22 protein-coding genes are annotated in these 24,551 nt (G+C 75.9%); 10 read left to right on the forward strand and 12 right to left on the reverse strand.

What is annotated here, in order from left to right; genetic code table 11:
* Nucleotides 1-186: 186 nt before the first annotated feature.
* The 6 genes from ABD323_RS28100 to ABD323_RS28125 all read left to right on the forward strand — a co-directional run bounded on the left by ABD323_RS28100 (nt 187) and on the right by ABD323_RS28125 (nt 7,326).
* Nucleotides 187-1,446 carry a DegT/DnrJ/EryC1/StrS family aminotransferase gene (locus tag ABD323_RS28100; protein WP_344444777.1) on the forward strand — a complete coding sequence of 420 codons (1,260 nt, stop codon included), beginning with the start codon at nt 187-189 and terminating at the stop codon, nt 1,444-1,446.
* 136 nt (nt 1,447-1,582) lie between these two features.
* A complete protein-coding gene (gene mscL / locus ABD323_RS28105; RefSeq protein WP_344444778.1) occupies nt 1,583-2,026 on the forward strand; it encodes a large conductance mechanosensitive channel protein MscL in 444 nt (147 codons plus the stop codon).
* 186 nt (nt 2,027-2,212) lie between these two features.
* A complete protein-coding gene (locus tag ABD323_RS28110) occupies nt 2,213-2,917 on the forward strand; it encodes a DUF6643 family protein (RefSeq protein WP_344444779.1) in 705 nt (234 codons plus the stop codon).
* A gap of 134 nt (nt 2,918-3,051) precedes the next feature.
* Nucleotides 3,052-3,915: an MOSC domain-containing protein gene (locus ABD323_RS28115; RefSeq protein WP_344444780.1), complete on the forward strand. Its 864-nt coding sequence runs from the start codon at nt 3,052-3,054 to the stop codon at nt 3,913-3,915.
* Nucleotides 3,916-4,046: 131 nt separating this feature from the next.
* Nucleotides 4,047-6,488, forward strand: a complete 2,442-nt coding sequence (locus tag ABD323_RS28120) for a right-handed parallel beta-helix repeat-containing protein (RefSeq protein WP_344444781.1) — start codon at nt 4,047-4,049, stop codon at nt 6,486-6,488.
* A gap of 40 nt (nt 6,489-6,528) precedes the next feature.
* Entirely contained in the window at nt 6,529-7,326 is a 798-nt protein-coding gene (locus ABD323_RS28125) for a DeoR/GlpR family DNA-binding transcription regulator (protein ID WP_344444782.1), read from the forward strand.
* An 83-nt stretch (nt 7,327-7,409) separates the two neighbouring features.
* Here the strand turns inward: ABD323_RS28125 and ABD323_RS28130 are convergent, their stop codons facing one another.
* The 6 genes from ABD323_RS28130 to ABD323_RS28155 all read right to left on the reverse strand — a co-directional run bounded on the left by ABD323_RS28130 (nt 7,410) and on the right by ABD323_RS28155 (nt 14,209).
* A complete protein-coding gene (locus ABD323_RS28130; RefSeq protein WP_344444783.1) occupies nt 7,410-7,904 on the reverse strand; it encodes a GNAT family N-acetyltransferase in 495 nt (164 codons plus the stop codon).
* A 13-nt stretch (nt 7,905-7,917) separates the two neighbouring features.
* On the reverse strand, nt 7,918-9,027 hold the full coding sequence (locus ABD323_RS28135; RefSeq protein ID WP_344444784.1) for a PLP-dependent cysteine synthase family protein: 1,110 nt from the start codon (nt 9,025-9,027) through the stop codon (nt 7,918-7,920).
* Nucleotides 9,028-9,152: 125 nt separating this feature from the next.
* Nucleotides 9,153-11,723, reverse strand: a complete 2,571-nt coding sequence (locus ABD323_RS28140; protein ID WP_344444785.1) for an FtsX-like permease family protein — start codon at nt 11,721-11,723, stop codon at nt 9,153-9,155.
* Nucleotides 11,720-12,487 (reverse strand): ABC transporter ATP-binding protein, encoded by a 768-nt coding sequence (locus ABD323_RS28145; RefSeq protein ID WP_344444786.1) that lies wholly within the window; start codon nt 12,485-12,487, stop codon nt 11,720-11,722. The genes ABD323_RS28140 and ABD323_RS28145 overlap by 4 nt, the downstream gene beginning before the upstream one ends.
* Complete coding sequence (locus ABD323_RS28150) at nt 12,484-12,801, reverse strand: SHOCT domain-containing protein (RefSeq protein WP_344444787.1); 318 nt, start codon at nt 12,799-12,801, stop codon at nt 12,484-12,486. The genes ABD323_RS28145 and ABD323_RS28150 overlap by 4 nt, the downstream gene beginning before the upstream one ends.
* A 232-nt stretch (nt 12,802-13,033) precedes the next feature.
* Entirely contained in the window at nt 13,034-14,209 is a 1,176-nt protein-coding gene (locus ABD323_RS28155) for an ROK family protein (RefSeq protein ID WP_344444797.1), read from the reverse strand.
* 101 nt (nt 14,210-14,310) lie between these two features.
* Between ABD323_RS28155 and ABD323_RS28160 the strand changes: the two genes are divergently transcribed.
* From ABD323_RS28160 to ABD323_RS28170, 3 genes are all read left to right on the forward strand, one after another.
* Nucleotides 14,311-15,630, forward strand: coding sequence for an MFS transporter (locus ABD323_RS28160; RefSeq protein ID WP_425556185.1), 1,320 nt, complete (start codon nt 14,311-14,313; stop codon nt 15,628-15,630).
* A 9-nt stretch (nt 15,631-15,639) separates the two neighbouring features.
* Nucleotides 15,640-16,143 carry a HutD/Ves family protein gene (locus tag ABD323_RS28165; protein ID WP_344444788.1) on the forward strand — a complete coding sequence of 168 codons (504 nt, stop codon included), beginning with the start codon at nt 15,640-15,642 and terminating at the stop codon, nt 16,141-16,143.
* 87 nt (nt 16,144-16,230) lie between these two features.
* Nucleotides 16,231-16,692 carry a hypothetical protein gene (locus tag ABD323_RS28170; protein ID WP_344444790.1) on the forward strand — a complete coding sequence of 154 codons (462 nt, stop codon included), beginning with the start codon at nt 16,231-16,233 and terminating at the stop codon, nt 16,690-16,692.
* A gap of 7 nt (nt 16,693-16,699) precedes the next feature.
* On the opposite strand, the gene ABD323_RS28175 is transcribed toward ABD323_RS28170, so the two are convergent.
* The 5 genes from ABD323_RS28175 to ABD323_RS28195 form a co-directional block, all read right to left on the reverse strand.
* Nucleotides 16,700-17,461, reverse strand: a complete 762-nt coding sequence (locus ABD323_RS28175) for an acyltransferase (protein ID WP_344444791.1) — start codon at nt 17,459-17,461, stop codon at nt 16,700-16,702.
* Nucleotides 17,462-17,512: 51 nt separating this feature from the next.
* The gene (locus tag ABD323_RS28180) at nt 17,513-18,301 is read right to left on the reverse strand and encodes an enoyl-CoA hydratase family protein (protein WP_344444792.1); all 789 of its coding nucleotides are present in this window, start codon (nt 18,299-18,301) and stop codon (nt 17,513-17,515) included.
* Between the two features lie 189 nt (nt 18,302-18,490).
* The gene (locus tag ABD323_RS28185; RefSeq protein WP_344444793.1) at nt 18,491-19,162 is read right to left on the reverse strand and encodes a response regulator; all 672 of its coding nucleotides are present in this window, start codon (nt 19,160-19,162) and stop codon (nt 18,491-18,493) included.
* Complete coding sequence (locus ABD323_RS28190) at nt 19,159-20,412, reverse strand: sensor histidine kinase (RefSeq protein ID WP_344444794.1); 1,254 nt, start codon at nt 20,410-20,412, stop codon at nt 19,159-19,161. The genes ABD323_RS28185 and ABD323_RS28190 overlap by 4 nt, the downstream gene beginning before the upstream one ends.
* A gap of 174 nt (nt 20,413-20,586) precedes the next feature.
* Nucleotides 20,587-21,762 (reverse strand): geranylgeranyl reductase family protein, encoded by a 1,176-nt coding sequence (locus tag ABD323_RS28195; RefSeq protein ID WP_344444799.1) that lies wholly within the window; start codon nt 21,760-21,762, stop codon nt 20,587-20,589.
* Nucleotides 21,763-22,076: 314 nt separating this feature from the next.
* Here ABD323_RS28195 and ABD323_RS28200 point away from each other — a divergent pair, with 314 nt between their 5' ends.
* Nucleotides 22,077-23,450, forward strand: coding sequence for a dipeptidase (locus ABD323_RS28200; RefSeq protein ID WP_344444795.1), 1,374 nt, complete (start codon nt 22,077-22,079; stop codon nt 23,448-23,450).
* 54 nt (nt 23,451-23,504) lie between these two features.
* Here ABD323_RS28200 and ABD323_RS28205 read toward each other — a convergent pair whose 3' ends face one another.
* Complete coding sequence (locus tag ABD323_RS28205; RefSeq protein ID WP_344444796.1) at nt 23,505-24,323, reverse strand: DUF4184 family protein; 819 nt, start codon at nt 24,321-24,323, stop codon at nt 23,505-23,507.
* Nucleotides 24,324-24,551: the final 228 nt, after the last annotated feature.

Genomic DNA, 24,551 nt, shown 5'->3' on the forward strand with positions numbered 1-24,551 from the left:
CCGGGCCCCCCCCCCCCCCCCCCCCCCCCCCCCCCCCCCCCCCCCCCCCCCCCGGCGCCCCCGACCGCGCCGGCCGCACCGACCCCGCAGGCAGCCCCACCGCCCCTGGCCGCCGACCCCTCCTGAAGCGCAGCGCCGTCCCCGTCCCCGTCCCACCTCACCGCAGCAGCCCGGGAGGACCACGAGATGACCACCGACGCCGACGCCACCCCCGCCCCGCGCACCAGCCCGCGCACCGGCTCCACCCGTACGGCCACCGCCCCCGACCGCCCCGCCGTGCGCGGCGGCGAGCCGGCCTTCCCGGCCGGCCTGCCGCTGACCCGGGTCCAGGTGCCCGACCGGACGGCCCTGCTGGCCAGGCTCGCCACCGTGCTGGACAGCGGCCAGCTGACCAACGGCCCGACCGTGCGCGAACTCGAGGAACGGGCAGCCGAGTTGCTCCAGGTCCCGCACGTGGTGGCGGTGGCCAGCTGCACGGCGGGGCTGATGCTGGTGCTGCAGGCGGCGGGGGTCGGCGCGGGCCGCGCGGTGGTGATGCCGGGCTTCAGCTTCTCGGCCACGGCGCACGCCGCGCACTGGGCCGGCGGCACCCCGCTCTTCGCCGAGGCCCGGGAGGTGGACCTGACCCTGGAGCCGGCCCACGCCGCCGAGCGACTGGCCGCGGCCGACCGTCCCGCCGCGCTGCTGGCCACCCACGTCTACGGCACGCCCTGCCAGGTGGAGCGCCTGCGGGAGGTGGCCGACGCGGCCGGGGTGCCGCTGGTCTACGACGCCGCGCACGCGCTGGGCAGCAGGCGCCGCGGGGTCCCGGTGGGCGGCTTCGGGCTGGCCGAGGTGTTCAGCATGAGCCCCACCAAGGTCGCGGTGGCCGGCGAGGGCGGCCTGGTGGCCACCCGGGACGCGGCCCTGGCCCAGACCCTGCGGATCGCGCGCGACTACGGCAACCCGGGCGACTACGACACCCGCTTCCCCGGCCTCAACGCCCGGATGAGCGAGCTGCACGCCGCCGTCGGCCTGAACTGGCTGGCCGAACTGCCCGCCCGGGTCGCCCACCGCGGCACGCTGGCGGCCGCCTTCGCCGCCGAGACCGCGGGCCTGGCGGGCCTGCGCACGGCCTGGCCGGAGCCGGGCGACACCTCCACCTTCAAGGACCTCACGCTGATCCTCGACGAGGCCGCGTTCGGCCTGCGGGTGCCCGAACTGGCCGACGCGCTGCGGGCCGAGGGCATCGACACCCGACGCTACTTCCACCCCCCGGTGCACCGCCAGCGCGCCTACGCCCGGCTCGGCCAGGCCGAGCACCTGCCGCTCACCGACCGGCTGGCGGCCTCGGTGCTGACCGTCCCGCTCTGGTCGCAGATGGACGAGGCGGTGGTGCGCCGGGTGGCCGCGGCCGTCACCCGGATCCACCGCTCCGCCCCGCAGGTACGTGCACGCAGGACCTGAGCCGACGTCAACTCCGTTGAGCCGTACGGGCGAAGCGGGTGCCGCCGGCTGGACCGGGCTCCCGCGCGTTGGCCAGGATGGCCGATCGAGGGGGCGCGCCACGCGCTCCGCATCGATGTGTCTGGAGTTCAGAGCCGTGTTCAAGGGCTTCCGCAGCTTCCTGCTGCGTGGAAACGTCGTCGACCTGGCCGTCGGCATCGTCATCGGCGCGGCCTTCACCGCCGTCGTCACCGGCTTCGTCGCCGCCTTCCTGACCCCGTTGATCGGGGTCGCCACCGGCGCCGTCGGCGACTTCACCCAGAAGACCTTCCAGGTCGGCGGCACCACCTTCCCGTACGGGGCCTTCCTGAACGCGTTGATCAGCTTCGTGCTGGTCAGCGCCTCGATCTACTTCGTGGTGGTGCTGCCGGTGGGCCGCCTGCAGGCGCGGCTGGAGAAGCCGAAGGCGGCCGAGCCGGCCAAGGTGGACTGCCCCGAGTGCCTCAGCCGGATTCCGGCCGCCGCCACCCGCTGCTCGTTCTGCACCTCGGAGGTGGCCGGCCTGCCCGGCTTCCCAGCTCAGGCCCTGCAGCGCGGCTGAGCCCCGCGCCGGAGTGAGCCCCCCGGCGCGGGGGGCTCACGTATGTCCGAATGACCGGAAATCATCCGCTGAATGTCCGATCCTCCCCACTTTGGGGGCATTGGCGGAGCGAAGACTGTGTAAACACTCGAACTACCACCCCTCCCAGTCTCCTCAGGGGCGCATTCTGGGCTTACGGTATGCCCCATGACCTCGCCCCGCTCCTACGACGGAGTCGGTTACTTCGCTCCGTCCTTTTCGTCGGGCACGCCCATCTACGACAGCTTGGTCGCAGAGCGCGGAGTCCCCCAGATCGCGCCGATCAACGTGCCGGCCGCGCTCCCGCCGGCCCCCACACCGTCGGCACCCTCCTACGGCTCGGCCTTCGAGTCGACCAGCCTGCTGCCGGCCCTGCCGCCGGCGCGCCTGGCGCTCGGTCCCGGCACCGGTGGCAGCACCGGTGGCTACCCGGCCGCGCAGCCACTGCCCGGCTACGGCGGCCAGCCGTACGTCCCCGGGCAGCGGATCCCCGCGCCGCCGATGCAGCAGGGTTTCGGCCAGCCCGCCGCACCGCAGCCGTGGGACCAGCAGCCGGGGGCCTTCCGTCCCGGCGGGCCGGGTGCGCCCGCGCCGATGGCCCCGGTCCGACCGATGCCGCCGCAGCAGTTCTTCCAGCAGCAGGGCCCGCAGGCCCCGCAGCAGCAGGGCGGCCCGCAGTTCGGACAGCAGGGCTTCGGCCAGCAACCGCTGGGGCAGCAGGGCTTCGGGCAGCAGCAGCCGCTCGGCCAGCAGGGCGGCCCGCAGGGCTTCGGGCAGAGCCAGTTCGGGGGCGGCCAGTTCGGCCAGGGGCAGTTCAACCAGGCACCGCAGCAGGCTCAGCAGGCCCACCCCTACCCGGGGCAGGCCTACTGATCGAGGGGGACCGGTCATCCACGGGCCGCCCGGCCGCCGTTCGACGGCGTCCGGGCGGCCCGTGCGCATATCGGGGCCGTGCGCGGAGGGGCCGTGCGCGGATCGGGGTCCCGGCGACCTGGCAGGATGGGTCTATGCCTCTGCTCTCCGGCCTGCACCGCTACCCCGTCAAGTCGATGTACCGACAGAGCCCGGCGAGCGCCACCGTGGAGCCCTGGGGCCTGACCGGCGACCGTCGCTGGATGCTCGCCGACCCGGACGGGCGGGCCGTCACCCAGCGCGACATCGCCGCGGTGGGGCAGTACCGCACCGCCCTGGAGGACGACGGCACGCTGCTGGTCACCTCCCCCGACGGCGAGGAGCTGCGGATCACGGCGCCGAGCCCCGCCGGGGGCGCGCCCCGCGTGCAGGGCGACGTCTTCGGCACCAGGTTCGCGGCCACCGAGGCCGATCCCAAGACGCAGCTCTGGTTCGCCGAACGGCTCGGCGAGGTCCGGCTGCTGCACCTGGACGACCCGCGGGCGCGACCGGTGGCCGCCGCCTTCGCCGACCCCGGTGACACCGTGAGCATGGCCGACGGCTTCCCGCTGCTGGCCACCACCACCGCCTCGCTGGCCGCGCTGAACGACTGGATGGCCCAGGAGGGCGCCCCCGCCCTGCCGATGGAACGCTTCCGCCCGAACCTGGTGATCGAGGGGACCGAGCCCTGGGAGGAGGACGGTTGGCGACGGATCGCGGTGGGCGAGCTGACGTTCCGGGCGGTCAAGCTCTGCGGGCGCTGCGTGGTGACCACCACCGACCAGGAGAGCGGCGAGCGCCGGGGCCCCGAGCCGCTGCGCTCGCTGGCCCGGCACCACCGCTTCGACCGCAAGGCGGTGTTCGGCGTCAATCTGATTCCGGAGCGACCCGACCAGGTGAGCGGCGATCTGCTGGGCACCCTCCGGCTGGGCGACGAGGTGAGGGTACTGGCCCGTGCCGGACGGCTGCCGGCCGCCTGACCCGGCACCGGACGGGCTCGCGCGGTCGGCCCGGCACGCTACGGTGAGCCGAGCAACGGGCGGCCGCAGCAGGCGACAAGCCCGGCGGCAGCCGGGCGGCGAACAGCGGAAGGCGGGGACGACGGAGCGTCATGGGTGAGCACAGGGTGCGGGTCACGCAGGACAGCGGCTCGCGCTGGCGGCGTCGCGCCGGCGAGTACGAGACGCTGCGAGAAGCCCTCGCGGCGGCCGAGCCGGGCGACACCGTCACCGTGCGCCCGGGCGTCTACCGCGAGAACGTGCTGCTCGACAAGGCCGTGACGCTGCTGCCCGCCGAGGGCCCCGGCACCGTGCGGATCGACCCGCCCTCCGGGGTGGCGCTGACCGTGACGGCCGCCGCCACCGTCCGCGACCTGCTGGTGGAGGGGTACGACAGCTCCGCCGCCGCGGTGCGGATCACCGGCCCCGGCGCGGACGCCCGGCTGTCGGGCGTGCGGGTGGACACCCACTCGGCGGTCGGCATCGAGGTGGACGACCGCGCCGACCCCCACCTGAGCGGCTGCGTGGTGGCCAACCCCTCGGGGCTGGGCCTGCGGCTGCGCGGCGGGGCGGGCGCGCTCTTCGAGGACTGCGAGGTCACCGCCGCCGGCCAGGCCGGGCTCGCCGTGCTGGAGGGCGCCAAGGCCCGCCTCGAGCGCTGCCGACTGCACCACACCGCCGGCGCCGGCGTGCTGCTCACCGACGCGGGCAGCCTGGCCGAGCTGACCGGCTGCGAGGTGTACGAGATCCGCGGCAGCGGCGTGCAGGCCGAGTCCAAGGCGGCCGGCCGGCTGACCGACTGCGAGATCCACCGGGTCACCGGCAACGGCCTGACCCTGGACACCGAGGCCGAGCTCGACCTCTTCCAGTGCCGCCTGCACGACCTGCCGGAGAACGCCGCCGACCTGCGCGGCCGCTCGCTGCTGACGCTGCGCCAGAGCAGCGTGCGGGCCTTCGGCCGCGGCGCGCTCTCGGTCTGGGACCCGGGCACCCGGGCCGAGGCCAGCGGCTGCGAGATCGAGGACAGCACCGGCGACTACCCGGCGATCTGGGTCAGCGACGGCGCCCAACTCACCCTCTCGGACTGCGATCTGCACGACCTGCCGGACGCCCTGTTCGTGCTGGACCGCGACTCGCGGGCGATCGTCACGGACACCTCGTTCAGCCGGATCCGCAGCTCGGCGGTCTCGGTCAGCTCGGGCGCCTCGGTGGCCCTGGAGCGTTGCCGGGTGCAGCAGGCCGGCACCGGGCTCTGGTTCCGCGACCACGGCAGCGGCGGGGTGCTGACGGGCTGTGAGATCTCCGACGTCGCCACCGGGGTGATCGTCACCAAGGGCGCCGACCCGGTGCTGCGCGACTGCGTGGTGCGCGGCAGCGCGGAGGCGGCCGTCTACGTCTCGGCGCAGGGCCGCGGCAGCTTCGAGGACTGCCGGGTGCTGCAGGGCCGCGGCTTCGGCTTCCACATCATCGACGGCTGCCGCAGCGCGCTGACCCGCTGCCGCGCCGAGCAGAACGCCCGGGCCGGCTTCGAGTTCTCCGAGCCCGGCCCGGTGGTGGAGGCGTGCACCTCCGACGACGTCCCGCCGCAGGCGACCGCGCCCGCCGAGAGCGTGCCGGGCCCGCGCGCCGCGCACGGTGGTGCCGCCGGCACCCTGCAGCTGACCTCCGCCCCGGCGCTCGCCCCGCTGGCCCAGATCACGCCGATCCCCGACTGCCGCCCGGCCGACGAGGCGCTGGCCGAGCTGGACGCGCTGATCGGGCTGGCCACCGTGAAGCAGGAGGTGCGCACCCTGATCGACCTGATCTCGGTGGGCCGCCGGCGCCGGCAGGCCGGCCTGAAGGCGCCCTCGTTGCGCCGGCACCTGGTCTTCACCGGCTCCCCCGGCACCGGCAAGACCACGGTGGCCCGCCTCTACGGCGAGATCCTGGCCGCCCTCGGGGTGCTGCAGCGCGGCCACCTGGTGGAGGTGGCCCGGGTCGACCTGGTCGGCGAGCACATCGGCTCCACCGCGATCCGCACCCAGGCCGCCTTCGACCAGGCCCGCGGCGGGGTGCTCTTCATCGACGAGGCCTACGCGCTGGCGCCCGAGGACGGCGCGCGCGACTTCGGCCGCGAGGCGATCGACACCCTGGTCAAGCTGATGGAGGACCACCGCGACGAGGTGGTGGTCATCGTGGCCGGCTACACCGCCGAGATGGAGCGCTTCCTGGGCGCCAACCCCGGGGTCTCCTCGCGCTTCTCACGCACCGTCGCGTTCCCCGACTACACCGACTCCGAGCTGCTGGAGATCGCCCGCACGCAGTGCCGCGAACACGAGTACGAGCTGGCCGAGGGCACCGCCGACGGCCTGCTCGGGCACTTCGCGACCCTGGACCGCGGACCCAACTTCGGCAACGGGCGCACTGCCCGGCAGGTCTTCGAGACCATGGTCGAGCGGCACGCCATGCGGGTCGCCCAGCTGGCCGACCCGTCCACCGAGGAGCTCCAACTCCTCGTCCCGGCCGATCTCCCGCTGCCGTCAAGCCGACCCGACGTGGCAGGATGGGCCCATTAGGGGTAATCGGGCGGGATCAGGGAAAGGCGGGGCTGCGTACGTGGCCGACAACAGCAACCTGCTAGCCGAACAGCGCCGGGCGCTGATCCTGGACGAGGTCCGCCGACGCGGCGGAGTGCGGGTCAACGAACTCACCCGCCGGTTGAACGTCTCGGACATGACCATCCGGCGCGATCTGGACGCGCTGGCCAAGGTCGGCGCGATCGAGAAGGTGCACGGCGGCGCGGTTCCGGTGGAGGAGGCCCGCACCCACGAGCCGGGCTTCGAGGCCAAGTCCTCCCTGGAGCTCTCCGCCAAGGAGGAGATCGCCCGGGCGGCGGCCGCCCTGGTCACGCCCGGCAGCGCGATCGCGCTCTCTGGCGGCACCACGACCTTCGCCCTCGCGCAGCACCTGGCCGAGGTCGGCCAGCTGACGGTGGTGACCAACTCCGTGCGGGTCGCGGACGTCTTCGAGCGCGCCCAGCGACAGGGCGAGGGGACCGGCACCACGGTGGTGCTGACCGGCGGGGTGCGCACGCCCTCCGACTCGCTGGTCGGCCCGGTGGCCGACCGGGCGATCCGCTCGCTCCACTTCGACGTGCTCTTCCTGGGCACCCACGGCCTCTCCCCGGAGGCCGGGCTCTCCACCCCGAACCTCGCGGAGGCGGAGACCAACCGGAACTTCGTGGCCTCCGCGCGCCGGGTGGTGGCGGTCGCCGACCACACGAAGTGGGGCGTGGTGGGCCTGTCGACCTTCGCCGAGCTGGCCGAGGTGGACACCTGGGTGACCGACGCGGCACTCTCCGCCGAGGCTGCCGAGGCCGCCCGCGAACACGTGCGCGAGCTGGTCCTGGCCTGAGCGGCGCCTGCCCCTCGCTCCGCTTGCGCCCGCGGCGCGGGGCGTCCCCGATCCCGGGACGCCCCGCGCCGCGGGCGCGGTCGTCAGGCCAGGTCCATCGCGTAGTACTTCAGCTCGTCGCTCTCGTGGGTGAGCAGCAGGCCCGCGGAGGTCATCACCCGCTGCGAGGGCAGGTTGTCGTGGTCGGTGTCGCCGAGCAGCCGGCGCACCCCCCAGCCGGGCGCGGCGGCCAGGATCGCGCGCAGCGCCTCCACCGCGTAGCCCTGGCCGCGGGCGGACTCGGCCAGGCCGTAGCCGATCGACACCGCGCCGTGCTCGTCGGGCCCGCCGTGGAAGCCGATCCCGCCGATCGCCAGGCCGTCCTCGCGGCGGCGGATCTCGTAGCCGCCGAAGGGGTGGGTGTCGCCGCCGGTGGCCGCGTGGCCCTTGACGAACATCCGGGCGCCCACCCGGTCGCCCTCGGCCGGGTAGTCGGCGGCCCAGCGGTCCTGCGGGCCGGCCTCACCGGCCGCCACCCGCTCCGCCTCCTCGATGGTGAGCGGGTGCAGGATCAGGCGTTCAGTCAGAAGATCATTCATGACAGGGTGAATATCACACGGAAATCCGTTCGGGCCAGCTGCCGCCCGCCAGGAAGGCCTCCAGGGCGGCCAGTTGCGGCGCGATCTCCAGTCGCTGCTCGGCGAGCCAGTCGTCGGCGTAGTACTTGTCGAGGTAGCGGTCGCCCGGGTCGCAGATCAGCGTGACGACGCTGCCGTGCTCGCCGCGCCCGCGCATCTCCGCCACGATCCGCAGCGCGCTCCACAGGCCGGTGCCGGTCGAGGCGCCGGCCCGCTTGCCGAGCACCCGCTCCAGCAGCCGCATCGCGGCGATCGAGGCGGCGTCGGGGACCTGCATCATCCGGTCGACCGCGCCGGCCACGAAGCTCGGCTCCATCCGCGGGCGGCCGATCCCCTCGATCCGCGAGCCGCTGGCACAGGTGGCGTCCGGGTCGTGGCGCACCCAGCCGTCGAAGAAGCAGGAGTTCTCCGGGTCGGCCACGCAGATCCGGGTGTCGTACTGCTGGTAGTGGACGTAACGGGCGATGGTCGCCGAGGTGCCGCCGGTCCCCGCGGTGGCCACGATCCAGGCCGGCTCGGGGTGCGGCTCCAGCCGCAGCTGGGCGAAGATCGACTCCGCGATGTTGTTGTTGCCGCGCCAGTCGGTGGCCCGTTCGGCGTAGGTGAACTGGTCCATGTAGTGCCCGCCGGTCTCGGCCGCGAGCCGGCTGGAGGCCTCGTAGACCTGGGCGGCGTCGTCGACCAGGTGACAGCTGCCGCCGTGGAACTCGATCAGGTCGATCTTGGCCTGGCTGGTGGTCTTGGCCATCACCGCGATGAACGGGACGCCGATCAGCTTGGCGAAGTACGCCTCGGAGACCGCGGTGGAGCCGCTGGAGGCCTCGATCACCGGCTTGCCGGGCCGGATCCAGCCGTTGCACAGCCCGTAGAGGAAGAGCGAGCGCGCCAGCCGGTGCTTGAGGCTGCCGGTCGGGTGGGTGGACTCGTCCTTGAGGTAGAGGTCGATGCCCCACTCCAGCGGGAGCGGGAACCGCAGCAGGTGGGTGTCGGCCGAGCGGTTGGCATCGGCCTGGACCCGGCGGACGGCCTCCTTGAGCCAGCTGCGGTACGAGGCGTCGGAGCGGTCCACATCCACGGTTTCCATGAACGTACTGTAACAAATAACTACGATAAGTAACTGTTACCGGTGGGCCAGCTTCCGCTTATCGGCCCACCGGTTCAGTCGTCACCCGGCCGGATCGGTCGCCCGCCCGGCGGCTCGGGCGGCCATCAGCCCGCCTGGATCGCCCGCAGCACGTCCAGCCGCCCGGCCCGCCGCGCCGGCCGCAGGCCCGCCACCGCCCCGGCCAGCAGCCCGGCGGCCAGCACCACGGCCAGCCGGCCCGCCGGCAGCGCGAACGAGCCGGTCCCCGTGCCGTCCGAGGCCCGCACCAGGGCCCAGCCCAGGAACGACCCGAGCGCCAGTCCGCCGACCGATCCGAAGGCGGCCACCAGCACCGACTCCCAGCGCACCATCGCCCGCAGCTGCGCCCGGGTCTGCCCCACGGCCCGCAGCAGGCCCAGCTCCCGGGTCCGCTCGTGGACGGCCAGGGTGAGCGTGTTGGCGATACCCAGCAGCGCGATCAGCACCGCCAGCGCCAGCAGCGCGTAGACCAGCGCGAGCATCGTGTCGATCCCGGCCCCGGCGTCGGCCGCGTAGGCCTCGCGGGTCTGCACCTGCGGGTCGCCGTAGCCGGCCGCCACCGCCCGCACCGCGGCCTGCCCCTGGGCCGGTGACACCCCGGGGCGCAGGCCGACGGCGACCAGGGTGTCGCTCTCCCGGCCGCGGTGCGGCGCCCAGGCCTGCCGGGTCATCAGGTAGTCGCCGGCCACCGCGGAGCCCTGGTAGAGCGCCCGGACGGTGAACGGACCGCTCGCGCCGTCCGCGAAGGAGACGGTGACCCGCTGCCCGAGCCGCCAGCCCTGCCGGGCGGCCTCGGCCCGGGAGAGCGCCAGCCCGTCGGTGCCCAGCGCGTCCAGCCGCCCCTCGACGCGGCCGAGGTCGACCAGGCCGGCGAGCCGGGCGGGGTCGGTGACGTCCAGCACCCGGTCGTGGCCCTCGATCCGGGCCACCCCCCTGCCCAGCCCCACGCTCTGCCGCACCTGCGGCAGCGCGGCCACCGCGTCGGCCAGCTTCGGGCTCAGCCCGCTGCCGCCGGCTCCGCGGGCGGGTGCCGTGAGCGCCAGGTCGCCGGCGAACGAGTCGTCGACGCCGTGGTCCAGCGTCGCCTGGAGCGAGGCGCCGAAGACGGTGAACAGGGTCACCACGGCCACGCCGACCATGAGCGCGGTGGCCGTGGCGGCGGTCCGCCGCGGGTTGCGGGCGGCGTTGCGTCCGGCCAGTGCGCCGCTCACCCCGCGCCACCGGGCCAGCGGTGCGCCCAGCGCCCGCACGGCCAGGGACGCCGCGACCGGGCCGAGCACCACCACCGCGGCCAGTGTCGCCAGGGCGCCCGCGGCCGTCTCGGCCACCGACGGCCCGCCGCTCGCGCCGGCCACCGCCAGCGACACCCCGAGCGCCAGCAGGCCGCCGCCCAGGACCGCCCGCCGCCGAGCGGCCCGCCCGGAGCCGGCCCGGTCGACGTCGACCGCGCGCAGCGCCGCCAGCGGCGCGGTGCGCGCGGCCCGCAGCGCCGGGCTCAGCGCCGAGCCGACCGTGACCAGGAGGCCCACCAGCAGCGGCAGCGCGATCGACCGGCCGGTGACCACCAGCGCGCCGCCGGGCAGCGCGAAACCGGCCGCCCGGAAGAGCGCCTGGAGTCCGCCGGCCACCGCGAGCCCGCCCAGCAGGCCGCCCAGCGAGGCCAGCAGCCCCACCGCGAGGGCCTCGGCCAGGGTGGCCCCGAGCACCTGCTCGCGCCCCGCGCCCAGCGCGCGCAGCAGCGCGGTCTCTCGGGTGCGCTGGGCGGTGACGATGGCGAAGGTGTTGTGGATCGTGAAGGTCGCCACCAGCAGCGCGATCCCGGCGAAGACCAGCAGCAGGGTGGTGAACAGCTTGAGGAAGCCACCGGAGATCTGCCGGGTGCTCTCCGCGCTCGCCTGGGCGCCGGTGACCGCCTGCACGCCGGTCGGCAGCCGCCCCTCCAGCGCCGCGACCAGAGCCGTCTGCGAGGTGCCGTCGGCGGCCCGCAGCCGGATCGAGTCGGCCTGGCCGGACCCGCGCGGGGTCAGGTAGCGCTCGGCGTCGGCGAGGGTGAGCCCGGTGTACGTGGCCGGGCCCATGCCGTCCGCGTCCCGGCCGAAGACCGCGATTCCCACGATCCGCACCGTCACCGGGTCCGGGGTGCGCAGCACCGTGGTGTCCCCGACCCGCAGGTGTCCGGCGGTGGCGGCCCCGCGGTTGACGACGGCTTCACCCGGTGCCGCGGGGGCCCGGCCGGACGTCAGGTGGAAGGGGTTGAGCCGCGCGTCGGCCAGCCAGTTGCCGGCCACCGTCGGCGGGCCCTGGCCGCCGACCGGCCGGCCGTCGGAGCCGATCAGCTGACCGGCGCCTTGCACCTCCGCCTCGGCCGCCGCCACCTGCGGCAGGCCGCGCAGCCGCGTCGCGAGGTCGGCGTCGAGTGGCGCCCGCACCCCGCCCGGGGTGGTCGGCGCCTCCAGCACGTCGGTGCTGCGGACCACCGCGTCGGTCCCGGCGTCGGCGTCGGCGAACAGCGTGCCGAAGGTGGCGCGCAGGGTGTCGCCGAGCACCAGGGTGCCGGCCAGGAAGCCGACGCCGAGCAGGATCGCGGCGAAGGTGGCGGCCAGCCGCCGCTTGTGGGCGCGCAGCGAGCGCAGCGCGATCCGGGTGGTGGCGCTCACCGGCCGGCCTCCGTGCGGGGGTCGAACGCCTTCATGCGGTCCAGCACCCGCTCGGCGGTGGGCGCGGCCATCGCGTCCACCAGCCGGCCGTCCGCCAGGAAGAGCACCTGGTCGGCGTGGCCGGCCGCGACCGGGTCGTGGGTGACCATCACCACCGACTGCGCCATCTCGTCCACCGCCCGGCGCAGCAGCCCCAGCACCTCGGCCCCGGCCCGCGAGTCCAGGTTGCCGGTCGGCTCGTCGGCGAAGACCACCTCCGGCCGGGAGGCCAGCGCGCGGGCCACCGCCACCCGCTGCTGCTGGCCGCCGGACAGCTCGGAGGGCCGGTGGTGCAGCCGGTCGCCCAGGCCCACGACGTCGACCAGCGTCGCCAGCCACTGGCCGTCGGCGGCCCGGCCGGCCAGATCCAGCGGCAGGGTGATGTTCTCCCGCACGGTCAGGGTCGGGACCAGGTTGAAGCTCTGGAAGACGAACCCGATCCGCTCGCGCCGCAACACGGTCAGGCGCCGGTCCGGCAGGCCGCCCAGCTCGGTGGCGCCGAGGAAGGCGCTGCCGGCCGTCAGGGTGTCCAGGCCGGCGGCGCAGTGCAGCAGGGTGGACTTCCCGGAACCCGACGGCCCCATGATCGCGGTGAACCGCCGCGCCGGGAAGTCCACCGTGACGTGGTCCAGGGCGCGCACCTCGGTGGCGCCGATGCCGTGGATCTTGACCGCCTCCTCGACCCGGGCGGCCGGCAGCGTCGCGACACCGGTCAGGACGGTCATCGGACCCCGCCCTGGCCCTTGTCGGAGCGGCCATCGGCGGGCTGCTCGGCGGTCAGCACGGCGCGCCGGGCCCGGTACTCCTCCTCGTCGATCTCGCCCTGCGCGTAGCGCCGGCCGAGCACCGCCAACGGGCTCTGCGACCCGTCCGGCCCGAACGGGCCGCCGGAGCAGCCGCGGCGCCACGCGGTGCGGCGCAGCACGGTGAAGACGATCACCAGGAAGGCCAGCCAGGCCAGCGGGATCAGCAGGAACCAGGGGCCGCCGTGGTGCCAGCCGTCATCGGCCAGCAGCGCGGACGCAGTCGTCGCGAACATGGGATCCATCTCCTCGGGTGGGACCCGGCACCCGCCGGATCCGTCGAGTCAGACCCTCCTCCCCGGGGCCCGCCCGGCGCGTCGTGCAGCCGGCTGCACCGCGGGTACCCCGGCGGGAGTAGCCGGGCGGCCCGCGGCTACTCCCGGGGCGCCCCGCCTGCGCCGGTCGTCCGGACCGCCGACGGCCGCGACCGCGAACTCACGCTCTCCGCCCGGCGGTCGTCCCGATCCGCTACCCCGCCACCGCCTGCGGGTTCGCCAGGTAGGGGGCCCAGGCCAGTTCGCCCGCGCCGATCAGACCGGCGTGGCAGAGCTCGGCCGCGACGATCGGCACCTGGTCGCAGCGGCCCCACAGGCTGCGCCGGGTCACCACCTCGGGCAGCCGCTCGGGTGCGGCGGCCAGCAGGTCCTGGTGCAGGCGGCCGAGCACGATCCGGTCGGGGTTGAGGATGTTGGCCAGGCCCGCCAGGCCCATCCCCAGCAGGTCCACCACCTTGTCGACCGCGGTGCGGGCCACCGGGTCGTGGGCCGCCGACTCGGCCAGCTCGCGGGCCTGCTCCAGCAGCGGGCGGCGCGGGTCGGGGGTACGGCCGGCGGCGGCCAGCAGCGCCTCGGGGTCGGTCTCCACGTTGAGGCAACCGCGGTTGCCGCACGGGCAGGGCCGGCCGAGCGGGTCGACCGTCAGATGGCCGACCTCCAGGGCCAGTCCGGCGCTGCCGGTGTGCAGGTGACCGTCCACCACCAGCGCGCCGCCCACCCCGCGGTGGCCGGAGGTGACCAGCAGCAGGCGGCGGGCGGCGCGGCCGGCGCCGTGCCGGTGCTCGGCGAGCGCGACCAGGTTGGCGTCGTTGGCGACCGCCGTCGGCAGCGGGCGGCGGGCGCGCTGCCCGAGGTCGACCCCGGCCATCGCCTCGGCGAAGAGCGCCGCGACCGGGGTGCTGCCGGGCCAGCCGAAGTGCAGCGCGGCCGGCGTGGTGCCCTCCGGTTCGCGGACCGGGTTGGGCAGCGCCAGCGCCGCGCCCAGGCAGCGCCGGCGCTGACCGGCGACCAGGGCGGCGCCGGCCTCGGCGATCGCGCCGAGCATCCGCTCCGGGTCGGTGCGCGCGGGCAGCGGCAGGTGCACCGGCTCGCCGAGCACCCCGCCCAGGCCGGCCAGCGCGAGCGAGAGCCCGTCGCTGTGGATCTGTGCCGTGAGCACCACCGGGCCTTCGGGGGCCACCCCCAGGCGGTGCGAGGGCCGGCCGCGGCCGGTGCCGATCGGGTGGGCGTCCACGGTCACCAGGCCGAGCGCGGCCAGTTCGGCGGCGACGGCTCCGGCGGTGGCGCGGGTGACCGCCAGCTCGGCGGTGAGGGCCGAGCGGGTGGGGGCGCGTCCGGTGTGGATCAGTTCGAGCGCCGGGCCCAGCAGGCTCCGCCCCCGGTCGGGCGCCGGCCGGCGGACGGCCTCGGGGCGCGGAAGGGGCTCGGCGTGGGTTGTCGGAGTGTGCGGCACTCCTCTATTCTGACTTTGTGCCGCTCCTAAACAAAACACGCGCCCACCGCTCGGCCTCGCAGGCTCGCAGCGGTCCCTCTTTCGGCGGTCACTCGAACGGGTCGGCGGCGCCCACCGGCGCCCGGTCCGCCTGGTCCGCCGCCCGGATCGCCCTCACCGCCTTCTTCGCCGTCGACGGCTTCCTCTTCGCCGCCTGGGTGGTCCGGATCCCCGACATCCGGGCCCAGGTGCACGCCTCGCACTCCGCGCTCGGCCTCGCGCTGCTCTGCGTCTCGGCCGGTGCGGTCGCCACCATGCCCGTGATCGGCCGGCTCTGCGTGCGGTACGGCAGCCGCCCGGTCACCGTCGCCTCGCTCGTCCTGCTCAGCCTCTCGGTGCTGCTGCCGCCGCACATGCACACGGTGCCCACGCTCGGCGCGGTCCTGGTGCTCTTCGGCGCGGGGTACGGCGCCGCCAACGTCTCGATGAACAGCGCGGCCGTGGAGGTGGTCGCCGAACTGCGCCGGCCCGTCATGCCGAGCTTCCACGCCGGCTACAGCCTGGGCGGACTGCTGGGGGCGGCGGTCGGCGGACTGCTCGCGGCCTCGGTGTCGGCCTCCTGGGCGCTGGCGCTCAGCGGGCTGCTGGGCCTGCTGGTCACGGCGGCGGCGGGCACCGCCCTGCTGCGCGAACGGACCCGCGCCACCGGCCGGACGGCACCCGCGGCAGCGGGAGCGACGCCGGCAGCCGCACCGGGAGCGGCCCGCTCGGCGGCCGCGGCCCCCGCGAGGCGTGGGCGGGCCGGGCACACCCGGCTGCTGGTCCTGCTGCTGGGCCTCACCGCGCTCTGCAGCTCCTACGGCGAGGGATCGCTGGCCGACTGGGCGACCCTGCACCTGACCGACGACGTGCACGCGAGCGCGGGCCTGGCCGCCTTCGGGTACGCCGCCTACGCCTTCGCGATGACCTCCGGCCGCCTCGCCGGCACCTGGCTCTCGATCCGGCTCGGCCCGGCCCGCCTGATGGCGGCCGGCGGCCTGACCGCCGGGGCCGGCATGCTGATCGCCGCCCTCACCCCCTCGGTGCCGCTGGTACTGGCCGGGTTCGTGCTGGTCGGCCTGGGCCTGGCCAACCTCTTCCCGCTCGCCATCGCCCGGGCCGGCGAGGCCGGCGGCCCGCAGGGGGTGGCCACCGCCTCCACGCTGGGTTACGCCGGCATGCTGATCGGCCCGCCGGTGATCGGGTTCCTGGCGGACGCGGCTAGCCTGCCGATCGCGCTCACCACGGTGGCCGCGGCCGGGGCGGGCGCCGCGGTGCTCTCCGTCCTCGTGCACCGGCCGGCGCTGAACGCCCGGTAGCCTCGACGCATGACCGTCCGCCAGCTGCCCGCCGCCGACCGCACCGCCGCGCCCTGGCGCAACGGGGGCGGGGTGACCCGCGAGGTGGCCGCCGCACCGGACGGCTCCTGGCGGGTGAGCCTGGCGGAGGTGGCCGCGGACGGACCGTTCTCGGTCTTCCCCGGCCTGGACCGGGTGCTGACCGTGGTCGACGGCCCGGGCCTGGAGCTGACCGTCGGCGACCGGCCGCCCATCGCCGTCCACCCGCTGCGCCCGTTCGCCTTCCCCGGCGACCTGCCCACCACCGGCCGCCTGCTGCCCTCCCCGCCGGCCGGACCGGTCACCGCGCTCAACCTGATGACCCGCCACGGCCACCCCGCCACCGTGGAGATGCCCACCACGGGCGCCGACCTGCGCCCCGCCGCGGGCCGCACCCAGCTGGCCGTCGCCCTGGAGGGCCACGACGCCCTGCTCGTCAGCCACCCCTCGACGGCGCCGGCCCCGCCCGGACCGTTCGTGCTGCTGACGTTCTGATCCAACGGCCCGACCGGGCAGGAAAGTTCAGCACGTGCAGCGCGCACCGGCGCGTACCGGGCCACGCCGCCGGGGAGGTACTACGGCATGGCTGACAGCAACCTCAACAAGTGGGCCGCCTGGGCCACCATCATCGGCGCTGCCATAGCGATCCCGCCTTTCCTGGTGTGGCTGTTCAAGGTCCTGGGCGGCCCCGCACCCGCGACGAACCCCACTCCCCGGCCGATCACCAGCCCTGCGTCCGCCCACGAGGGCGGCCATCCGCTGGGCTACGCCTTCCTGGTCGCCCTGCTCATCGTCATCGGCTTCGCCCTGACCGCCTTCCTCCTCAAGTCCTTTTCCTCCTCGTCCTCTTCGGGCGGCTGGACGGACGTCGTGTTCCTTCTCTTCCCCGCGATCCCGCTGGTCGGCACCGTCGCGGCCCCGTACGTCTACTGGGTCAAGCACTCGACCACCGGCTGGGGGCTGTTCGGGATCGTCCTGCTGTGGGGCGCCGCAACCCTGCTGGGCTGCGGGGCGGCCGCCCTGGCCTGGTCGGCCGCAGACTGAGCAGCCCTCAGCGCCCGCCGGCGCCGCCCGGCGGGCGCAGGTCCCAGCCGACCAGGGCGCGCAGCTGTTCCGCGGTGACGCCCTCCGGCAGCGGCTGCGGGGCCTGGTGGCGGAACGGGGGCTGCCAGCCGTCCGCCTCGGTGAAGCTGCGCACCACCTTGGCCGGCGCGCCGGCCACCACGCTGTGGTCGGGGACCTCGCCGCGCACCACCGAGCCGGCCGCGACCACCACGTTGCGGCCCAGCCGGGCGCCGGGCAGGATCACCGCGCCGGTGCCGATCCAGCTGCCCGAGCCGATCTCCACCGGCTCGTTGCGCGGCCACTGCTTGCCGATCGGCAGGTCGGTGTCGCGGTACTCGTGGGCCTGGTCGCTGATGTAGACGTTGGGGCCGGTCCAGACGTCGTCGCCGAGCACGATCGACTGGTGACCCACCAGGTGGCTGCCGCGGCCTATCACGCAGCCCCCGCCGATGGTGATCACCGGCTCCGGGCCGAGGTCGAGGCCGGGCAGGAAGCCGGCCGAGAGGGTGACCTGCTCGCCGATGATGCAGAACGGGCCGATCGCGATCGACTGCTCGTTGAAGACCGTGGCGAGCGGGAAGGCCAGCTTGCTGCCGTCCCCGAGCGTGTGGAAGCGGTACGGTCCCGGGTTCCGGTTGGAGACCGCGCCGCGCTCCTGCACCCAGCGCCACCCCCGGTGCACGGCGCGACCGGTGGCACGGCGGGCCCGGTCCCGGGCAGCGGAGAGCAGCGAGGCGGTGATCGACATGCGATCACGGTAGCCGTCGCGCGCGCTCCCCGACCGCCCGGGGGACCAAGCTCACACCGGCTGGTCGCCGGCCACCCACGGCGCCGGGCGGCGCTCCAGGAAGGCGCGCATGCCCTCCTGCGCCTCCGGCGAGCCGAAGAGCCGGGCGGACTGCTCGACGCGGGCCTCGGTGTCCTGCGCGAAGGAGCGCACCACCTCGGCGTTGACCAGCCGCTTGGACTCGGCCAGCCCCTGCGGGGAGGCCAGCCGCAGCGCGTCCAGGATCGCGGCCAGCTGCTGCGCGGCCTCCTCCTCCTGCGCGGCGGCGACCGTCACCAGGCCGATCCGGGCCGCCTCGGCCCCGTCGAAGGTCTCGCCGGTCAGGTAGTAGCGGGCCGCAGCGCGCGGCTCCAGCTTGGGGCGCAGCGGCAGCGAGATGACGGCCGGGGCCAGGCCCAGCCGGACCTCGGTGAAGGCGAAGGTGGTGGCCGGCCCGGCGATCGCCAGGTCGGCCGCGCCCACCAGGCCCAGCCCGCCGGCCCGGACGTGGCCGTTGAGGTAGGCGATGACCGGCTTGGGGCACTCCACGATCGCGCGCTGCAGGTCCACCAGGCCGCGCGGCCCCACCGTCGGGTCCGCGCCGGTGGCCTCGGAGAGGTCGGCGCCGGCACAGAAGACCTTGCCGGTGTGGCCGAGCACCACGGCCCGCACCGCCGGGTCCTTGGCGGCCTGCTCCAGGCCCTGCGTCAGTTCGGCCATCAGCCGGGTGGAGAGTGCGTTCCGGTTGTGCGGGGAGTCGAGTTCCAGGGTGGTGACGACTCCGGCCGTGCTGACGCGGACGAGGGGTGCTGCGCTGGTCATCGCGGTGGGACCTGCTTTCCGGGATCCGATGCTGAGGGTGGGTCGGACGGACTGGGGACGACTCTGGCATGCCGGGCCGGGCGAAAACCAGGGGGTCCCGCCGGTGGCGGGTCGCCGCGCGGGTGATCGGCACCCGGCCGCGGGCCGGCCCCGGGCCCGACCGCGCGCCCGCCCCCGCTGCCGACCCGCTCAGCCCAGCCAGCCCGGCCTGACCAGACCGCTCTCGTAGGCCAGCACCACCAGCTGCGCGCGGTCCCGGGCGCCGAGCTTCACCATCGCGCGGCTCACGTGGGTCTTGGCGGTCAGCGGGCTGACCACCAGGCGGCGGGCGATCTCGTCGTTGGAGAGCCCCAGGCCCACCAGCGCCAGCACCTCGCGCTCGCGCTCCGTCAGCACCGCCAGCGACGGGCCGCCCGCGGCGGCGGGCTCCTTGGACCGGGCGGCGAACTCGCCGATCAGCCGCCGGGTCACCCCCGGCGAGAGCAGCGCGTCGCCGGCGGCGGCCACCCGCACGGCGCGCAGCAGGTCGGCCGGCTCGGTGTCCTTGACCAGGAACCCGGCCGCCCCGCCGCGCAGCGCCTCGAAGACGTACTCGTCCAGCTCGAAGGTGGTGAGCACCACCACCTTCACGGCGGCGAGTTCGGGCCGCGCCCCGATCCGACGGGTGGCCTCCAGCCCGTCCAGTCCGGGCATCCGGATGTCCATCAGGACCACGTCCGGCAGCAGTCGCGCGGTCAGCTCGACGGCCACCGCGCCGTCGCCCGCCTCGCCGACCACCTCGATGTCGCCCTGCGCGTCCAGCAGCGCCCGGAAGCCGGCCCGCACCAGCGCCTGGTCGTCCGCCAGCAGCACCCTGATCATCCCGCCGCCTCCTCGTCCGTGGCGCTCCTGCGGGCCCCGTCCCCGTCCCCGTCATCCGCGCCGCCGTCCGGCAGCCAGGCCAGCACCCGGAATCCGCCCTGCGGCAGCGGGCCGGCCGCCAGCGTGCCGCCCAGCGCCACCGCCCGCTCGCGCATCCCGGTCAGGCCGTTCCCCGCCTCGAAACCGCCCTGGTCCGCCGAGGGACCCGCCGGCGTCCGGGCGCCCGGTCCGGGGTCCTCCACCCGGACCGTCAGCCCGCCGGGCACCGTCCAGTCCAGCAGCACCTCGGCCCGCCGCGCGGCCGAGTGCCGCAGCACGTTGGTCAGCGCCTCCTGGACGATCCGGAAGGCGGCCAGGCCCGCCCCCGCCGAGAGCGCCCGCCCCTCGCCCCGGTTCAGGACGGTGACCGCCAGCCCGGCGTCGGCGGCCTGCGCGGTCAGCTCGGCGAGCGGGTCCAGGCCGGGCGCCCGCAGGGTGCCCAGGACCTGACGGACCTCGCGCAGCGCCTCCTTGCTGGTGGCCTTGATGGTGACCAGCGCCGAACGGACCTGCTCGGGCTGCTCGTCGATCAGCTCCAGTGCCACCCCGGCCTGCACGTGGATGAGCGAGATGCTGTGCGCCAGGATGTCGTGCAGCTCGCGGGCCATCCGCAGCCGTTCCTCGTCGGCGCGGCGCGCGCGGGCCGCCGCCTCGGCCGCCCGGTGCGCCGCGACCTGCTCGTGCCGGAAGCGCAGCAGCTCGGCGACCGCGGCCAGCAGCAGGGTGAGCGCGGCCAGCCCCAGCTCGGGCCACCAGCCGCCGTGCGCCGCGGAGCCGCGGAGCCAGTGCGCCGGCAGGACGAACCCGAGCAGCAGGTGGCCGCCGTAGAGGGCGGCCAGGCTCAGCCAGGCCGCCGTCCGGTGTCCCAGCCGCACCGCCCCGCAGTACGCCACCGCGAAGCTCAGCAGCACCGGACCGTAGGGGTAACCGGCCACCAGGTAGACCAGGGTGATCGCGGCGGTGCCGGCGACCACCGGCACCGGCCGGCGCCGGCGCAGCACCAGCAGCGCGGGACCGGCCAGCAGCAGGACGTACCCGAAGGCGTCCAGCGGGACGCGCTGCGGCACCTGGTGACGTGCCGCACCCGCGCTGCCCGCCACCTGCAGCACGGCGACCGCCAGCGAGGAGAGCAGCGGCCAGCCGGCCCGATTCGCCCGTACCCAGGGCGGCCGCCACGGCCCGCGGTCGGTGGTCGTGCCGGAAGGGGTCATGTCGGAAGGCTAGGCGAGCGCGGCACCGCCCGGCGTCTGCCCACGGACGTGGCCGGGCGTACTCCCCGGGGAGTACGCCCGGCCCATCGCCCGGGCCACCGGGCGGCCCACCGGCCGACGCCGGTGCGACGCGCCGGCCGACGCCCGTGCGATCCACGGGCGCACCGCCCCCGCTCAGCGCGAGGCCAGGGCCGCCAGCCGCCGGGCGGCGCCGTACTGGCGCAGGATCTGCGCGAAAGTGATGTGCCCCTGGGTGGTCCGGGCGAAGGCGCGCCAGGCCGGGTCCACCAGGCAGACGGCGAGGTGGAAGAGGTGCGGCCGGCGTTCGAACGCCTCCAGCATCACCTTGCCCGCCCGCATCTCCACCCCCAGCCCGGCCTTGACCGCGAAGGCGTAGTTCAGGGCCTGCCGGCGCACCTCGCTCGGCCCGCTCGCCTCGGCGACCTGCACCGCCCACTCGCCGGCCAGCCGGCCCGAGCGCAGCGCGTACGAGATGCCCTCGCGGGTCCACGGCTCCAGCAGCCCGGCCGCGTCGCCGGCCACCAGCACGCGGCCGCGCGAGAGCGGCGAGTCCTCGGCCCGGCAGCGGGTCAGGTGGCCGGACTCGACGGCCGGCTCGAAGCCGGCCAGGCCCAACCGGCGGATGTAGTCGGCCAGGTAGCGCTTGGTCAGCTCGCCGTCGCCGCGCGCCGAGATGACCCCGACGGTGAGCGTGCCGGAGTCGGTCTTCGGGAAGACCCAGCCGTAACTGCCCGGCAGCGGACCCCAGTCCAGGTGGATCCGGCCCTCCCAGGCGCGCACCACCCGCTCGGGCACCGGGATCTCCGCCTCGAGGCCGAGGTCGATCTGGTCGAAGGTCACCCCCACGTGCCGGCCGATCCGGCTCGCGCTGCCGTCCGCGCCGACCACCGCGCGCGCCTGCACCGAGCGGCCGTCGGCAAGCGTGACGGCCACCGTGCGGCGGTCCTCACCGCCCTGCTGCTCGACGCCGGTGACGGTCACCCCGGTGACCAGCACCGCGCCGGCCTGCTGCGCGGACTCGACCAGGCGCAGGTCGAACTCGCTGCGGTTGACCAGGCCGAAGAGCATCCGCTTCGAGCGCCGGGTGCGGGTGAACCGCCCGTTCAGCGCGAACGTCACGGCGTGCACCCGGTCCTGGAAGGGGATCTTGAAGTCCGCCGGGAGGGTGTCGCGGGAGGGGCCGATGATGCCGCCGCCGCAGGTCTTGTACCGGGGGTGCTCGGCCTTGTCGAGCAGCAGGACCCGGCGCCCCGAGGAGGCGGCGGCGTACGCGGCCGAGGCGCCCGCCGGTCCGGCCCCGACCACCACGACGTCCCAGACCCCGTCCAGCGGGTCGGGATCGACGGGCGCCTCGGCGCCACCGGGCTCGGCGGCGGCGACGGGGGTGCAGGAGTCGACGGCGGGGCCGGCCTCGATCGGGGTTCCCGGGTCGAGGGTCGGGCTGGGATCGTTGGCGCTACCGGAGTCTGTCACGTCGAGTAATCCTAGGCGGCGCACCGCCCTTGCCCTCCGCCCGCCACCCAGGTACCCGGACCGCCGGGTCACTTGGACCGGCCGACGCCGGGTGGGCGGCGTCGCGCCACCGTCCGCCGCTCGGTCCTATGCTCGTCGCACTGGTGATCACTCAGCTCCCGGAGACCCTCATGACCGCTTCCGATCTGCCCGCCGCCGTCCGCTCCCTGATGCCCCGTGCCCGACGGGAGCTGGCCGAGCTGGTGGCCTTCCCCTCGATCGCCGATCCCGCGCTGGGGCTCGACGAGGAGTGCCGCGCCGCCGCCCGCTGGGTGGCCGACGCGCTGCGCGCCGAGGGCCTGACGGACGTTCGGCTGCTGGAGACCCCCGACGGCACCCTGTCGGTGTACGGCGAGCTGACGGGCGTGCCCGGCGCGCCGACCGTGCTGCTCTACTCGCACCACGACGTGCAGCCCGAGGTGGACGCGAACGCCTGGGCCAGCCCGCCCTTCACCCTCACCGAGCGGGACGGACGCTGGTACGGGCGCGGCGCGGCCGACTGCAAGGGCAACATCCTGATGCACCTGACGGCACTGCGCGCGCTCCGGCAGACCGGCGACGGCCGGCTGCCGGTCAACGTCAAGGTGATCGTGGAGGGTTCCGAGGAGCAGGGCACCGGCGGCCTGGAGCAGTACGCGCTGGCCCACCCCGAACTGCTGGCGGCCGACGCGATCGTGATCGGCGACGTGGGCAACTTCGCCCTCGGCCTGCCGACCGCCACCGCCTCGCTGCGCGGGATCACCGAGGTCCGGGTCGAGGTCCGCAGCCTGCAGGGCAACCTGCACTCGGGCCAGTTCGGCGGCGCCGCCCCCGACGCGCTGGCCGCGCTGATCCGGATGCTGGCCACGCTGCACGACGAGCACGGCGCCACCACGATCGCCGGGCTGCCGGGCGACCAGAGCCGGCCGGGCGTCGACTACCCCGAGGAGCGGTTCCGGGCGGACGCCAGGGTGTTGGACGGGGTCGAGCTGATCGGCACCGGCCGGATCGCCGACCGGCTCTGGGCCCGGCCCGCGGTCACCGTGCTGGGCATCGACGTGCCCTCGGTGGAGGGTGCGGCCTCCTCGGTGCAGGCCGGCGCCTCGGCACTGGTGAGCCTGCGGGTTCCGCCGGGCATGACGATCCGCACCGCGCAGGACGCGCTGGTCGCCCATCTGGAGGCGGCGGCGCCGTGGGGCGTGCAGGCCGTCGTCACCCGGCTGACCGGTGGCGAGGCGTTCAGCGCGGAGACCTCCGGCCCGGCCTACGAGGCGCTGGGCGCGGCGATGCACGAGGCGTACGGGGTGGAGATGGGGGTCTGCGGCATGGGCGGCTCGATCCCGCTCTGCAACACGCTGCGCACGCTCTACCCGCGGGCCGAGATCGTGCTGATCGGCGTGGAGGAGCCGAGCTGCCAGATCCACGCGGTGAACGAGAGCGTGGACCCGGTGGAGCTGGAGCGGATGTCGCTCTCCGAGGCGTACTTCCTGCGCAACTACGCACGCTCCTGGTCCCCGACCGCCTGATCCGTGACCGGCTGACCCGTGACCGAACGATCCGTGACCGGCCGGTCGGGCCGGTCAGGCCCGCCGCGGCCGGGCGGCGAGCAGCGCGAGGGCGGCGGCCCCGGTCGCCGCCCCCGCACCGGCGCCGAAGCAGAGGTCGGAGATCAGCGAGGGGCGCCCGCCGGGCCCGCGGACCCGGGCCGCGTGGACCACCCGGTGGCCGGCCCCGAGCACCGCGGCGAAGCCCACCACGGCCCGCCGTGCCCCCAGCCCGAGCCCGAACGTGGGCGTGGGCCCGGGCGCGGCGGCCGGGCCGGCCACCGGCCAGGCGTCCAGCTCGCGGGCCAGGTAGCGCCCCAGCCCCGCCAGCGCGAGCGCCGAGCTCCCGTACTGCGCCACCGTGCACAGCGGCACCCCGGCCACCCGCCGCTCCAGCACCGGCAGCAGCCGCACGCCGGCCCGCCCCTCGTGCGTGAAGGCGTCCCAGCCGACGTGGCCGGCCGCCCCCAGCGCGGCGGAGAGCGCGAAGGCCCCCAGCCGAGCGCCCGGCTCCCCCGGCTCACCGGCCTCCCCCGGCCGGGGGCACCGCGCGGTGGCCGCCAGGGCGGGGGTCCGCCAGCGCTCGGGCAGCAACCCGAGCAGCGGGCGGCGCAGCACCGCGTGCCAGCCCGCCACCAGCCCCGCCGCCAGCGCCACGTCCAGGGTCGGCACCGCCCACCAGCGGTGCGTCAGCGCGCCCGCGCGGTACACCTCGGGCCGCCAGGAGGCCGCGAAGAACGGCAGGTCCGGGGCCATCGACCCGGCGACCAGCCCGGCGGCGACCAGCGGCGGACGCGCCCGCAGTCCCCGCAGCAGGGGCAGCACGGCCACCGGGTGGCTGAAGGTGAAGGGCATACGCCCATCATCACGCACCCCCCGCGGCCCGCACACGCCCCGCGCCCGCCGTCGGCCCCGGCGCCGCCCAGCGACCCGCCCGCTGCTCCCCGCCCCGCCCGCCGGGCGGCCCCACCACCGCTCAGCCCCGCGCGGGCCCGGCGCTGCCCACCCCCTGGGCGGCCGGACGCCCGGCCTCCAGGTAGCGCGGCTCACCCCCGTCGCCCGCCTCCCGCGCGCCCGCCCGCC

Source organism: Kitasatospora nipponensis (assembly GCF_039528135.1).
Classification (GTDB): domain Bacteria; phylum Actinomycetota; class Actinomycetes; order Streptomycetales; family Streptomycetaceae; genus Kitasatospora; species Kitasatospora nipponensis.